A 12,677-nucleotide genomic window follows, 5' to 3' on the forward strand; every position below is an offset into this window, starting at 1 on the left:
AGTTGGCGTTTTCGCATTAAATGGGAGGATAAACATGTGCTCAAAGGGCGGCAAGTTGTTATTGCCCCGCCGAGCGAGCCTCCCGAGTCGACGCCGAGGCGCTGGCGACCCCCTCCAGATGGCGATCCTGTCCGGCGCTGGAGCCAAAGTAGTAGGCCAGCACCATGGAGAGCGCGGCGTCCAGCGCGCCCAGGGTGCGCAACAGCAGATCCCGCGCCCCTTCGGGCAGCGCATGGGTGGCGATCCACCACTGGATGGAGAAAAAGCCCAACACAATCAACAGCGCCAACATCTTGGGCGCATGATCCTTGAGGGCCATTTCGCGTTTGCGCGCCGAATCGCGGTCAGCGGCGTGGATGCGCTGTAGATCCACCCCCAAACGCTCCATCTCCAAGGTGAACGCCTGCTCGGCCTGCTTGAGTTGAAACAGCTGCTCCGGGGTGGCGGATTTCACCGCCGCGCTCAACTGCGCCTGGGGGTCCTCACCTGGCTCCAAACCCAAAAACGACAACGCCATGGAGGCGGCGGTTCCCGCCAATGGTCCGCCCAGCGCCGTGGCCAAAGCTGGGGCCACGGCGGCCAATGTCTGTTTCCAATCCATCATCTCTCTCCTTAACTCTAGAATTGCTATAGCAAGTCAAACCGAGAATCGGACATGCTTGGGTTTTGGATAATGAAAGATATCGAGGACTCTGCCCTCGAGCTCCCAAAGACCAAACCGTGGGGCGCCGCCCCACACCCCGCTGGGGTCGCGGACCCCAGACCCCGCCGCCGACCAGTCGGCGGCCAATAGTCAGCGCTTGCCGAACCAGCGTCACGCAAACATTGGCCACTCTGTGCAGTTTTGGTTTTGATTCGCTATAGCATTCAAAAATGAACATATGGGCGCTGGAAGATATCGAGGACTCTGCCCTCGAGCTCCCAAGGTCAAAACCCAAATCGTGGGCTGCGCCCTGGATTTGTCCCCATTGGCGCTGGGGGCGCAGCTCCCAGACCCCGCCGCCGACCAGTCGGCGGCCAATAGTCAGCGCTTGCCGAACCTGCATCACGCAAACATTGCGTGTTTGGACTTGTATCATTCTGAATTCAGGCGACGCGACTTGATCACGCCGTCTGCGCCTCACCAGAACAGGGGCAGCGCCAACAGCGCCAGCGGCGCCAGCAGCATCAAGCTGATGAGCGCCAACACGCCGCACACCAGCAGATAGAGCAGGTCCATCACGCCGAAACCGTCGCCGGACGCCGCGCGCGGAGTACGCCAAACCAGCGGCTCGGCCTCTTGTTCGCCACAGTCGCACGCAGCCATGTCCGGCATGGGCGGCGCGCCCCAGGGCTCTGCCTGGGAGAGTGGTTCGTCACGCGCCATTGCTCGGCTCCTGTTGCGCGATGTGCGCCCCCGCCATGAGTGGAAACGGCGCTTCGCCCACGCGCCAGCGCGCCACGTCAAAACCGGGACAGCTTTTATGCGGGTTCAGCTGCCGATGTCCCACCACGGCGAATTCGTCGGGCAGTTGCGCCTCCAGATCCGACAGCAGTTGGCTCAAAGCGCGCTCCTGCGCCTTGCTGAAGGCGTCTTCGCCCACCATGCACACGCCGATGGAGTGTTGGTTGCAGCCCCGCGCATGGGCGCCGGGGCGCTCCATGGGGCGGCCCGCCTGGATGCGGCCATCCACGGTGATGACGAAGTGATAGCCAATATCCGACCAACCGCGTTCGAACATGTGCCAGCGACGGATTTCATTGACCTCGTGGGAGCGGCCATTGGGGGTGGCTGAGCAGTGGATCACCACCATATCGATGCGTCTCATAATGTCTCCTCTGTTTGGGGAAGATGGGTGCAACAGAGAAGAATCGTATTGATTTGATCTAAAAATATCAAGACGAATGTGATTCTGTTTCGATATTGTTCTGCATGGCCCTTGGTTTCAATCACACGGGCGCACAGGCCGATTATTGTCAGTTGAAATCAGAATCGGACAGTTTGGATATTGGTCATGAAAGATATCGAGGGCTACGCCCTCGAGCTCCCAAGATCAACAACCAAACCGTGATTCGGGCCATCCATGGCCCTCACCCTGCAGGCTCGCTGCGCGAGTCCGATTTGGCAATCCTGCCAAATCGTGGGCTCCGCCCACACCCGCTGGGGGCACAGCCCCCAGACCCCGCCGCCGACCAGTCGGCAGCCAATAGTTAGCGCAAGCTCCACCTACATCACGCAAACATTGGCCGTTTTGTGCCGTTTTGGTTTTGACTCGCTATACACAGACAACCCCACATTCACTATTGCGATATATTTTTATAATATGATATCACTAAGACTCCATTCACCACAGGAGAGCGCCATGTTCACCATTATCCAAATCCCCAAAGAGCACCCGGAACTGTTCCGCGAGGCGTTACGCGCGCTCCAGCCGCAAACCCCCTGGGATCCCTGGCGCTGCGTCGCCTCCAATGCAGCGGACGAAACCACCGCCACGGCGGATCCGCTGGACCTGCGCAGCGCGCTTAAGCGCCTGATCGAGACCCAAGGCCTACCCGCCGCGCGGGGGATCCTGGAGCAGTTCGGCGTCAAGCGACTCAGCGAACTGGAGCCGCATCAGCACGCCCCGGCGCTGCGCGCCATTGCGCATGCGCTGGACGCCGGAAACGGCACGGAACCGCTCGAATAGAGGCGAGAAAAACCATGCGCGACACCCCCATCATCGTGACGCCCATCTTCCAGGCGGCGTTTGTGAACCTGTTCCCCACGCCGTACAGCGCCTACGCCGATACGCCCGCGTACCGCATCACCATGCTGTTTGACCAGCAGGCGGACCTGAGCGCCCTGACCCAAGGGATCGAAGAGGTCGCCGCGCAGCAGGGACTGGACCCCCACGCCGCCACGTTTGACCATCCACTGCGGCGTCAGACCCTGTTCAGACGCCGTGACGCGCACTGGACGGCGCGCGCCGTCAACGCAGAGCCGCCCACAGTGTTGGATGCTTACGCCCTGCCGCTGCAGTTTCCACAAACGTTGTATGGTGGTTGCTACGCCCGCGCCGCCCTACGGCCCATCCCCAATGACGCCACCCAACCTCCAGGGGTGTCGCTCCAACTATTGAGCGTGCAAAAAGTCGCGGAGGGCGAACTGATGCAGGTCACGCCCGAAAGCTGTCATCATCCTTGTGAATCTATGCCATCACTCGAGCATAATTGAGATTTTTTCTGTTGCACATAAGAAGGTCGAGTTTCTTCCCGGCGCCGAACAGGAAACAAAAGCGCCTTTTGCATCGGGCGTTTTGGGCGCAAAACAGCCCCTTTCAGCGCCCCCGCCAGAGCCAATCAAGAGGAAAAAATTCCCCTTGACTGAGTGCACTGGTCCAGCCTTTGCAGTGCACTGAATTAATTTGTGTTTATATTGAATTTCAATATGTTATGGATAATTTTCCAAAACCCGGAAAAGGGCCTTTTCAGGCGCATGCGGTTGCGCTATGCTTCTTTTCGCGAGGGAGAAGAGAGCGGAATCACACAAGGCGAAAACGCCACCAGAAATTGATCCGTTCGACGTGCGCTCTCTCCCGCAAAACGGGAGCGCCACACCGCCTTTCGGATTCGCGGACTGTTCTGTCTGCCCGAATCCCATTTCGCGACGTGACGCATATTTGATCAAAACCACTCTCAGGCTGAGGCCTTGGGATAACGCCCTGTTGCGTTCTCTCTGCTGGCTGACGCATGCGCTGTGCTGTCGTCTGTTGTTTGGATGTCAGGCAGGATAGTGCGCCCTGAATTTGTGGCGCAATCGCTTTTCTGCGCCCTGATGATTCGTTGTCTTTTCAGTATTTTGTATCATTCTCAAGCTGTGCGTATTGGTCTTTAACAGACCACCCATTCATTGACGCCGCCTGGAGCGCCGCGACTTCAGGCGCGTGCAAGACGATGAGATGAGGTAGCAACATGACGCTGAACCCCCGCGCCCGACGTTTTGAATGTGGTCATTGTCACGAAACCTGGATTCTGGAAAACCCCTCGCCCACCCGTGGCCAGTATCACTGCCCGTGGTGCGGCGCCTGGTTGACCGTTCCGGTGGAGACCCCGGCTGTGCGCAAAATCGCGCCGCCGCGCTCCACCCGCAGCATCAATAATTCGGCCTCTCTGTCTGCGGGTCGTTAAGCCGCAGCGTTACGCGCCAATCGGCTGAATCAAAAAAACGCCCCCCTCCCTCGGCGTCACGCCAACGGGAGGGGGCGTTTTTTGTTGTGATGGGCTGGAGGCCAGCGACCGGCTGGCAAAAGATCGCAATACCGTTGTGACGCTAACCATGTTACGATAAGCGCCTGTGATCATTTGTAACAGCTGCGCCACATTGGCGTGTGTGCAGCTGCAATGAACGCAAGCGCCAATGCTGCGCGTTCGCCAGATGATCCGGCGCCGAGAAGGCGCATTCTCCGGGGGGGGAATCAGACGTTCATGGGCGATTTTCAATTCATCACGCCACTTAGCTACATCCTGCTGTTCATCATCTGGTTGGCGATTTTGGTGCTGCTCGGTCGTGAGTGGCGTCTGGCGCGTCAGTCCGGCTTCGCCATGGCCGCATTGGTGGCGGTGATGGGCCTGGACGCCCTGCGCACCCTATTCGAGACCCTCTTCTTTGGCGCTCGTCATCTGGTGATTCACCACTGGGCGCCGGCCTCCTGGCTCGGCTTCCTCAACGATCCGCAACATATTGTCCTGCCCAAACTCCTCAACCTGGTGGTGGGCTGTCTGGTGCTGGCATTGGTGGCGCGACGCTGGATCCCCGGTCTGCGCCACGACCTGGAGCAACAGGCAAGCAATATCGAAGAGCTGAACCGGGAACTGGAAGAGCGCCGCAAAATCGAGCGTCAACTGCGCCTCTACGCCAGTTTGGTGGATGGCGCCTCCGAACCTATGGCGCTGCTGAATTCTGAACGTCGTCACCTTTTGGCCAACGCCACTTATAAGAAGTTGCTCTTCCCCCCGTCACAAATGGGGCAAACCAACCTGCCGCTGGACGCCTTGAACATGGATCCAGCGCAACGCGACGCCCTCAGTTGCGCCCTCGCCAACGCGCTGGAGGGGCGCGCCGCCCAGTGGACCCCTGCGGAACCCGTGGCCAACCAGCGCTATCTCTCCATCAGTGTGGCGCCGCTGCGCGAACAGGAGGAGGATGACGCCATCAGCGGCGTCATCGTCATTCTCAGCGACGTCACCGAAGAGCGCGCCGTGCGCCTGGCGCTGGCGCAGAATCAGCGCCTGCGCGACGCCCTGTTGCACTGCTCGCCCGACCCGCTGTTCATCAAGTCCCTTGATGGCCGCTATCTGTTGGCCAACAACGCCGCCGCCGCCCAGGCGGGCGTGACCCCAGATAAAGTCTCCGGCCTCAACAATCAGGAGCTGTTCCCCCCGGCAACGGCTGTGGCCATGGATGAGAGCGACGCACAAGCCCTGGCCAATCCGCATAAGCCTCAGGTCTATGAACTGGATATCGCCACCCCCAATGGCGCGCGCGTGTTCCAAGTCACCAAAGGGATCTATCACGACGCCGACGGTCAGCCGACCTACCTCTATGGCGCCGCGCGCGACATCACCACCCTGCACCGCGCACTGGAGCGCTCATCGCTGCAAGCGCAGGCGTTTGACGCCTCGCCCAACCCCGTGGCCATGCTGGGCCTGAATCTGCGCTACATCATGGTCAATCTCGCCTATGCGCGTCTGCAGGGACTGCCGCGCGAGAGCATCATCGGCGCCCGCGTGCCGGAGGTGCTGGGAGAGGAGTTGTATGAGACGCGCCTGGAACCGAGATTACGCCGCGCCGCAGCGGGTGAAACGCTGAACTTCGAACAGTGGCACGAGGCGCCCAATGGCGCGCGGCGCTTTCTCTCCGTGCTGTATGCGCCATTGCGCGAAAGCGAGAAGGGGCCGCCCATCGGCGTGGTGGTGATCGCCCACGACGCCACCGAGCGACGCTTGGCGCAACAGCAACATGAGATCAATGAGATTCGCATGAGTCTGACGCTGGCGCTCACGCGTCAGTCTGTGACCATGGACGCCACACAGATCTGTGTGGAGGGGCTGCGCATAGCAATGACCCTATGCGACGGCTCGGTGGGGCAGCTCTATCTGGCAGAGCGCGCGCCGCTGCGTTGGCGTCGTTTGGCCTGCGCCAACGGCGCGCTCACCGGCGCCCAGCTGAACAGCGCGGTGGAGATCCCCTGGGAAAACGCGCCCAACTGGGCCAATCCCAATACGCTGGCGCTCACCCCCATGATTCTCTCAGCAACGGACGCGCAGCTGCCGGAGCCATCGCCGCACCACGCGCTGGTCAGCGTTTGCGCACTCGATGGCGAGCATCCTGCGCTGCTGCTGGTGGTGGGCGATGCCGTGGCGATGCCCGATCAACATGTGGCCGCGCAGTTGCGCGCGGTGGCCGACGATCTGCTCAAACTGTTGCAGCGTCAAAGCGAGCGCGAAACCCTGCGCGAAGCGATTCGCCAGGCGGAGGCGGCCAACCAGGCCAAGAGCGTGTTCCTGGCCACCATGAGCCATGAGATCCGCACCCCCATGAACGCCATTCTGGGCGCCGCCGACATGCTGGCGGAAACCCCGCTACAACCCGAGCAGGCGCTGTATGTGGAGATCTTCCGCCACTCCAGCCACAATCTGCTGGCGATCATCGACGATATTCTGGACATCTCCAAGATCGAAGCGGGCAAGATGCAGATTGAGACCATTCCCTTCAATCTGCGGGAATTGATCGGCGCGTTGCACGACATGATGGGCATCCGCGCCACCCAAAAGGGATTGCGCCTGATCATCTGGACCGACCCGGATCTGCCCATGGTGGCGCTGGGCGATCCGGCGCGTCTGCGTCAGGTGTTGTTGAACCTCATGGGCAACGCCATCAAATTCACCCAATCCGGCTGTGTGGCGCTGCTGACCAGCGTGGCGCAGAGCGATGCGCGCAGCGCCCAAGTGACCTTTCGCATCGTCGACACCGGTATTGGCGTGCCGCCGCATAAACAAAAAGAGATCTTCGACGCTTTCACCCAAGCCGACGCCTCGGCGCAGCGACGCTTTGGCGGCAGCGGCTTGGGCCTGGCCATCTGCCAGCGTCTGACCCAACTGATGGGCAGCGCGGGCATCTGGCTGCGCAGCGCCGACGGCGCAGGCTCCAGCTTTGGCTTTGAACTGCCTCTGGGTCTGCCGGTGAACCGCGACGCCGTATATGACGCCCCCCTCTTCAACGATGCGCCACAACCCGCCCCGACGGGTGAGGCAACAGGGTTACGGATTCTGTTGGCCGAGGATAATCCCGATAACGTGCAGTTGGTGCGCGCATTCCTCAAACAGAGCGCGCACCGCCTCTCCGAGGTCAATAATGGCCAACAAGCCGTGGACGCCGTCACGGCGGACCATGGCGCTTACGATCTGGTGCTCATGGATGTGGAGATGCCGCATATGGATGGCTACACCGCCACCCGCATGATTCGGGATTGGGAGCGGCGGCACGACGCGGCGCAACTGCCCATCATCGCCTTCACCGCCCACGCCATGGCCGAACACGCCGCCCTCTCGCGCGCGGCGGGTTGCCAAGGCCATCTGACCAAACCCATCCGCAAAAAGCGTCTGCTCACCGAACTGGACGCCTTCAGCCGCCGCTTAAACAGATCCCATTAAGCGATTCTCCGCGCCCCTTGCCATCCCCCCTGACAACTGCGGCGCGTCCTTGTTACGCCGACTATACACGGTCGAATTCAGAATTGGACATTGGCGATTTTGAAGATGGAAGATTTCGAGGGCTGCGCCCTCGAGCTCCCCTAACAACCAAACCTTGGGGCGCCGCCCCAAACCCCGCTGGGGGCGCCGCCCCCAGACCCCGCCGCCGACCAGTCGGCGGCCAATAGTCAGCGCAAGCTTCACCTACGTCACGCAAACATTGGCCAATATGTGCAGTTTTGGTTTTGACTCACTATAATGCAGTAAAAATCAGCAATTTGTTTATTAATTATGCTCATCATGAGTAAAAATTAGTCATTCCGCCAGCGCTATGCTATCCTCCGCGCCACTCAATATCGCCTTATGCTCACATTTTCGTGAATTCATTGCCGACGATCCCAGACCGTACAACACCGTGCGTCTGGGGCGGAGAACCCCCTATGGACAGTGGCCTCGTCACACAGCAGAACAATGACCTCACCATCACCACAGGCGCTGTCCTCGATGTGGCCTCCTTCCCGGAGTTCCGCCAAATCATCCTCGACCACAGCAACACGCCGTTGAACCTCTGCATGGTGGATATGCGCCAAACCCACAGGATCACCAGCTCCGGCATCGGCATGCTGATGCTGCTCAAAGAGGAGACCTCCGCCCAGCGCTATAGCGTATGCATCGCCCACCCCGATGTGGCGTACGCCCTGGAGATCGCCAATCTGCACAAACACTTCGACATCACGCAGGGCTGATCCCTCTGCTCAGCCCGGTTAACAACCCCCGGATATTCCTAGAGTTCTAAAAGATGTCACGTAAGGTTTTCCGCGAATTAAACATGTCGATTTCAGCTTCATGATATTTTATCGCCGTAGTCAATCTTCATCCCCCCTGATTCAAGAGGCAAAACCATGAATACGCTGCACACCGCCATGACTGGGGATAGCCTGACAATCTCCGCGGGCAAATCGTTGGACCTGGACAACTACGCCGCCATCAAATCGCTGTTGCACACCCATGCCCATGACCACTTTGCCCACTGTGTGGTGGACCTGACGGCCACCGAACAACTGGCCAGTTCCGGTTTGGGAATATTGCTGATTCTTAAGGATGAATTAAACGCCAACAGGTTCTCTCTGCGAGTGAAGAATCCCAACGTGGCCTACACCCTGGACGCCGCCAACATGCACAAGCAGTTCGACATCGCGCAGATCGCTTGACATGCGCTGCGCCTTGCCCTGAAGACCTCCTCAAGGCGAACCATTCCCGCCTTGAGGCGAATCAAACCGTTTCACGCCCTGCCCTCGCCTCCAGGTCACCCTTTCCACCCGCTTGAATCCACTTGCCATCCACGCAATAGACAAATCAAAATCATTTCTTTTCATAATTTTATATTTGTTTCCCATCATAATCTATTTGCCGGTTCGCCATCTTCTCTTCCCGCTTGAGAACGACAATCCGAGCGCCCTGTCTTCAGGGGGCGCAATCCGTCCACGTTATGCAGGAGACCATCATGGCCGACTTCGATTACACCCACTCAGATCGTAAGCTCACCATTTTCATGGGGGCCGACCTGGACTATAAAGGGTTTCAGGATATGCGTCGTGTTGTGCAAAAATATGAGAATCATTGTGATGCCTGCCACGTGGATCTGAGCCAAACACGCGGCATCACCAGTTCTGGTCTGGGCGTGCTCTTACTGATCCGGCAGGGTTTGAAGGCGAAGAACTACAATATCCGCGTCAAGTGCCCCAATCTGGCGCAGCTCCTCAAGAGCGCGCACCTGCATGAGCACTTCATCATCGAACACGTGGAGTGATCCCAGGAGACCCCGAAGCCATCAACTTGCAGCATCGCTTGGCGGGGACAGAATCAGGGGAGTCAGCCGCTTTCCATAGCGGCGCGTTCGTGCAGCCGGGCCGCCTCCAGCGGCTCGGCCAGCAGATCGGCCAGCTCTTTGGCCGCGTTCAAATGGCTGCTGTTAAACGCATTGCGCTCTTCATGTTGCAGCGTCAACAGGCCCAGAATGCGCTCGCCATAGGGCACGAACACAGCGATCACCGCACCGGTCTCCCAGTCGTCATCGGGCAGCTCCACCCAACGGGCGTCGCGCGTGGTGTCCGTGATCAACGCATTCTGTTGATTGCGGCACACCCATCCGCCCAACCCTTCGGTCATCACCAAATGCACATTGATCTGCGCCACCTCCGGCAGCTGTCCCGGACGCGCCAGCACTTTGTGGGTCACCGATCCACGCTCGTTCATCACCAACAGGCTGCCGCGGTCGGCGCTGGTCTCGCTCATGGCCACGCGAATAGCCAATTGCAGAACCTCGTCCAGTCGCGTCATTTGATTGAGTTGAGCGAGCATGATGTGGGCTTTTCTGGAGAGCATAATCCATCCAATCGTAATATCTGCGTCTGGATATCGTCGCGCGCAGTCGCTTGCACAGCAGATCCTGCAAAAAAGCGCGTTTTCATCTGCGTTCCTCAAAATAGCAAGCGCCGGGCGCCCATCGCAATATCTCTCTCCCCCGCGCCCCATTCCGCCCGCCGATTCGCCCCCGCTTCTCATTGCTCCCCTAGGCGGGTTTGTCTTATGATAAAGCGTTCTTTGCCAGGATCGTCACACACCGCGCATGGGCGCGTTCCCAGGCGATCCGCCCGCCGTTCACTGTTGCCGCAGGGAGTTGATTGATGAGTTTCCCCCCCGCATTTTATCGCTGGCGCCCCCACCCCTGGCACGGTCTGGAAGTGGGACCGGACGCCCCGGAGATTGTCCACGCCTACATCGAGATCACGCCGTTCGACCTGGTCAAATATGAAGTGGACAAGGCCACCGGTTATCTGTTGGTGGACCGCCCGCACCGCAGCTCCTCGCAACCGCCCGCGCTGTATGGCTTTGTGCCCCGCACCTACTGCGGCGACCGCGTGCGCTCCCTCTCCCCCGACTCCACCAAGGGCGACGGCGACCCGCTGGATATCTGCGTCATCTCCGAGCGCCCCATCAGCAAGTCCGAGGTGATCCTCAACTCCCGCGTGGTGGGCGGCATTCAGATGATCGACCACGGCGAAGCCGACGACAAAATCATCGCCGTGCTGGCCAATGACAACGTATGGGGCTCCTGCCGCGATCTCAAAGACGTGCCTGAAGTGATGGTGGAGCGCCTGCGCCACTACTTCCATACCTATAAGATGATCCCCGGTGAAGATGAAAACCGCGTCTCCGTGGATGTGGTCTACGACGCCGACCACGCCAAAAAGGTGGTGCGCGCCTCCATGGAGGACTACATCGACATGTACGGCGGCTGATCCCAACCGCCCATGGTCAGATGCATCGGCGGGGCCTTTGGGCTCCGCCGATTGCTTTTGTGCGTTGTGAAAATTGGAAAATGAGAAATGGGATGCTGAAAGATATTGAGGGCTGCGCCCTCAAACTCCCCTGAAGATCAACAGCCACACCGTGGGCGCTGCCCACACCCGCTGGGGGCGCAGCCCCCAGACCCCGCCGCCGACCAGTCGGCGGCCAATAGTCAGCGCAAGCGCCACCTGCGTCACGCAAACATTGGCCGCTCTGTGCGGTTATGGTTGCGCATGAGTCGTAAACCTTCCCTTTGATTCTTTGGTTGACTATAGTGCGCTGATGTCCGTCGCCGCCATCCACGCCACCTACTCCGACTATTGCCAGCAACGGGAACAACGCGGTCAATTGCGCCGTCTGACGCCCTATACGCCGCTGCCCAACGGGCGCGTGCGCGACGCCGACGGCCGCGAGCTGATCAACTTCTCCAGCAACAACTATCTGGGGCTGGCGCACCACCCGCTGCTGATCCAACGCGCCGCCGAATGGACGCAACAGTATGGCGCAGGCGCCACTGCGGCGCGGCTGGTGTGCGGCGATCTGCCGCCCATGGCCGCCATCGAAGCGAAGCTGGCGCGGGGCAAACGCAGCGAAGCGGCGCTGCTGCTGGGAGCGGGCTATCTGGCCAACGCCGCGCTGCTGCCCGCGCTGCTGGACAAACGGGTGCTGGGCGCCGAGCCGCTGGTGTTCTGCGACCGGCTCAACCACGCCAGCATGCACCAGGGCTGCGTCACCGCCGGAGTGCGGCAGATTCGCTATCGCCACAACGATCTGGATCATCTGCGCGCGCTGCTGGAGAAGCATGCGGATTCCGACGCGGCCAAGTTCATCCTCAGCGAGAGCGTGTTCAGCATGGATGGCGACCGCGCCGACATGGCGGGGTTGATCGCCATCAAGGAGCAGTACGGCGCCTTCCTCTATATTGATGAAGCCCACGCCACCGGCGTGCTGGGTCCGGACGGCTTCGGCCTGTCGGCGCAGTGGCCGGGACGGGTGGATCTGGCCATGGGCACCTTCAGCAAGGGGCTGGGCGGATTTGGCGCCTATGCGGCCTGCTCGGCGGCGCTGCGAGCATATCTGATCAATGCGGCTGGGGGCTTTATCTACGCCACCGCGCCACCGCCTGCGGTGCTGGGGGCGATGGATGCGGCGCTGGATCTGCTGCCGCAACTGGCGGATCAGCGCCAGCGATTGCAGGCGGGTTCCGATGGGTTGCGGGCGCAATTCACCGCGGCGGGGCTGGATGTGGGGGCCTCGACCACGCCGATCATTCCGGTGATTGTGGGCGGTGAGGCGCAGGCGTTGGCGTTGGCCGAGGCGTTGAAGCAGGCGGGAATGCTGGGGGTGGCGATTCGCCCGCCCACAGTGCCCAAAGGGGCGAGCCGGGTGCGCTTAACGCTCAGCGCGGCGCATGATGATGCGGATTGGGCAAAACTGGGCGAGATTCTACCAAGATTGGCAAGCGCCATATAGAGAATCAAAGCTATAGTGAGTCAACACGAAAACTGCGCAGAATGGCCAATGTTTGCGTGACGCTGGTTCGGCTTGCGTTGACTATTGGCCGCCGACTGGTCGGCGGCGGGGTCTGGGGTCCGCGACCCCAGCGGGGTGTG

General features: G+C 60.3%; 13 protein-coding genes. 9 read left to right on the top strand and 4 right to left on the bottom strand.

Annotated features, from left to right (window positions below):
* Positions 1 to 58 precede the first annotated feature (58 nt).
* The 3 genes from MAIT1_RS19815 to MAIT1_RS19825 form a co-directional block, all read right to left on the bottom strand.
* Positions 59 to 601, bottom strand: coding sequence for a hypothetical protein (locus tag MAIT1_RS19815; protein WP_085446640.1), 543 nt, complete (start codon positions 599 to 601; stop codon positions 59 to 61).
* A 519-nt stretch (positions 602 to 1,120) separates the two neighbouring features.
* Positions 1,121 to 1,366, bottom strand: a complete 246-nt coding sequence (locus tag MAIT1_RS19820; protein WP_085446642.1) for a hypothetical protein — start codon at positions 1,364 to 1,366, stop codon at positions 1,121 to 1,123.
* Complete coding sequence (locus tag MAIT1_RS19825) at positions 1,356 to 1,808, bottom strand: N-acetylmuramoyl-L-alanine amidase (RefSeq protein WP_085446644.1); 453 nt, start codon at positions 1,806 to 1,808, stop codon at positions 1,356 to 1,358. Before MAIT1_RS19825 ends, MAIT1_RS19820 begins: the two co-directional genes overlap by 11 nt.
* A gap of 534 nt (positions 1,809 to 2,342) precedes the next feature.
* Between MAIT1_RS19825 and MAIT1_RS19830 the strand changes: the two genes are divergently transcribed.
* From MAIT1_RS19830 to MAIT1_RS19860, 7 genes are all read left to right on the top strand, one after another.
* Positions 2,343 to 2,669 carry a hypothetical protein gene (locus tag MAIT1_RS19830; protein ID WP_085446646.1) on the top strand — a complete coding sequence of 109 codons (327 nt, stop codon included), beginning with the start codon at positions 2,343 to 2,345 and terminating at the stop codon, positions 2,667 to 2,669.
* A gap of 14 nt (positions 2,670 to 2,683) precedes the next feature.
* Positions 2,684 to 3,196, top strand: a complete 513-nt coding sequence (locus MAIT1_RS19835; RefSeq protein WP_085446648.1) for an ssDNA-binding protein — start codon at positions 2,684 to 2,686, stop codon at positions 3,194 to 3,196.
* Between the two features lie 737 nt (positions 3,197 to 3,933).
* Positions 3,934 to 4,149: a hypothetical protein gene (locus MAIT1_RS19840; protein ID WP_085446650.1), complete on the top strand. Its 216-nt coding sequence runs from the start codon at positions 3,934 to 3,936 to the stop codon at positions 4,147 to 4,149.
* 297 nt (positions 4,150 to 4,446) lie between these two features.
* On the top strand, positions 4,447 to 7,674 hold the full coding sequence (locus tag MAIT1_RS19845) for a PAS domain-containing protein (RefSeq protein WP_158089644.1): 3,228 nt from the start codon (positions 4,447 to 4,449) through the stop codon (positions 7,672 to 7,674).
* A gap of 479 nt (positions 7,675 to 8,153) precedes the next feature.
* Positions 8,154 to 8,459 (top strand): STAS domain-containing protein, encoded by a 306-nt coding sequence (locus MAIT1_RS19850; protein ID WP_085446654.1) that lies wholly within the window; start codon positions 8,154 to 8,156, stop codon positions 8,457 to 8,459.
* 156 nt (positions 8,460 to 8,615) lie between these two features.
* Positions 8,616 to 8,924, top strand: a complete 309-nt coding sequence (locus tag MAIT1_RS19855) for an STAS domain-containing protein (protein ID WP_085446656.1) — start codon at positions 8,616 to 8,618, stop codon at positions 8,922 to 8,924.
* 293 nt (positions 8,925 to 9,217) lie between these two features.
* A complete protein-coding gene (locus tag MAIT1_RS19860; protein ID WP_143814973.1) occupies positions 9,218 to 9,523 on the top strand; it encodes an STAS domain-containing protein in 306 nt (101 codons plus the stop codon).
* A gap of 62 nt (positions 9,524 to 9,585) precedes the next feature.
* On the opposite strand, the gene MAIT1_RS19865 is transcribed toward MAIT1_RS19860, so the two are convergent.
* Positions 9,586 to 10,098 carry a GAF domain-containing protein gene (locus MAIT1_RS19865; protein WP_158089645.1) on the bottom strand — a complete coding sequence of 171 codons (513 nt, stop codon included), beginning with the start codon at positions 10,096 to 10,098 and terminating at the stop codon, positions 9,586 to 9,588.
* Between the two features lie 302 nt (positions 10,099 to 10,400).
* Between MAIT1_RS19865 and MAIT1_RS19870 the strand changes: the two genes are divergently transcribed.
* Both MAIT1_RS19870 and MAIT1_RS19875 read left to right on the top strand, forming a co-directional pair.
* Positions 10,401 to 11,015, top strand: a complete 615-nt coding sequence (locus MAIT1_RS19870; RefSeq protein ID WP_085446662.1) for an inorganic pyrophosphatase — start codon at positions 10,401 to 10,403, stop codon at positions 11,013 to 11,015.
* 331 nt (positions 11,016 to 11,346) lie between these two features.
* A complete protein-coding gene (locus MAIT1_RS19875) occupies positions 11,347 to 12,537 on the top strand; it encodes an aminotransferase class I/II-fold pyridoxal phosphate-dependent enzyme (protein ID WP_085446664.1) in 1,191 nt (396 codons plus the stop codon).
* Positions 12,538 to 12,677: the final 140 nt, after the last annotated feature.

This window comes from Magnetofaba australis IT-1 (assembly GCF_002109495.1).
GTDB classification, from domain to species: Bacteria; Pseudomonadota; Magnetococcia; order Magnetococcales; family Magnetococcaceae; genus Magnetofaba; species Magnetofaba australis.

Excerpts from the sequence above, each read along its gene's own strand:
- MAIT1_RS19835 (WP_085446648.1), top strand. The coding sequence starts at position 2,684 with ATGCGCGACACCCCCATCATCGTGACGCCCATCTTCCAGGCGGCGTTT.
- MAIT1_RS19840 (WP_085446650.1), top strand. The coding sequence starts at position 3,934 with ATGACGCTGAACCCCCGCGCCCGACGTTTTGAATGTGGTCATTGTCAC.
- MAIT1_RS19850 (WP_085446654.1), top strand. The coding sequence starts at position 8,154 with ATGGACAGTGGCCTCGTCACACAGCAGAACAATGACCTCACCATCACC.
- MAIT1_RS19830 (WP_085446646.1), top strand. The coding sequence starts at position 2,343 with ATGTTCACCATTATCCAAATCCCCAAAGAGCACCCGGAACTGTTCCGC.
- MAIT1_RS19870 (WP_085446662.1), top strand. The coding sequence starts at position 10,401 with ATGAGTTTCCCCCCCGCATTTTATCGCTGGCGCCCCCACCCCTGGCAC.
- MAIT1_RS19825 (WP_085446644.1), bottom strand. The coding sequence starts at position 1,808 with ATGAGACGCATCGATATGGTGGTGATCCACTGCTCAGCCACCCCCAAT.
- MAIT1_RS19860 (WP_143814973.1), top strand. The coding sequence starts at position 9,218 with ATGGCCGACTTCGATTACACCCACTCAGATCGTAAGCTCACCATTTTC.
- MAIT1_RS19845 (WP_158089644.1), top strand. The coding sequence starts at position 4,447 with ATGGGCGATTTTCAATTCATCACGCCACTTAGCTACATCCTGCTGTTC.
- MAIT1_RS19875 (WP_085446664.1), top strand. The coding sequence starts at position 11,347 with ATGTCCGTCGCCGCCATCCACGCCACCTACTCCGACTATTGCCAGCAA.
- MAIT1_RS19815 (WP_085446640.1), bottom strand. The coding sequence starts at position 601 with ATGGATTGGAAACAGACATTGGCCGCCGTGGCCCCAGCTTTGGCCACG.
- MAIT1_RS19855 (WP_085446656.1), top strand. The coding sequence starts at position 8,616 with ATGAATACGCTGCACACCGCCATGACTGGGGATAGCCTGACAATCTCC.
- MAIT1_RS19820 (WP_085446642.1), bottom strand. The coding sequence starts at position 1,366 with ATGGCGCGTGACGAACCACTCTCCCAGGCAGAGCCCTGGGGCGCGCCG.
- MAIT1_RS19865 (WP_158089645.1), bottom strand. The coding sequence starts at position 10,098 with ATGCTCTCCAGAAAAGCCCACATCATGCTCGCTCAACTCAATCAAATG.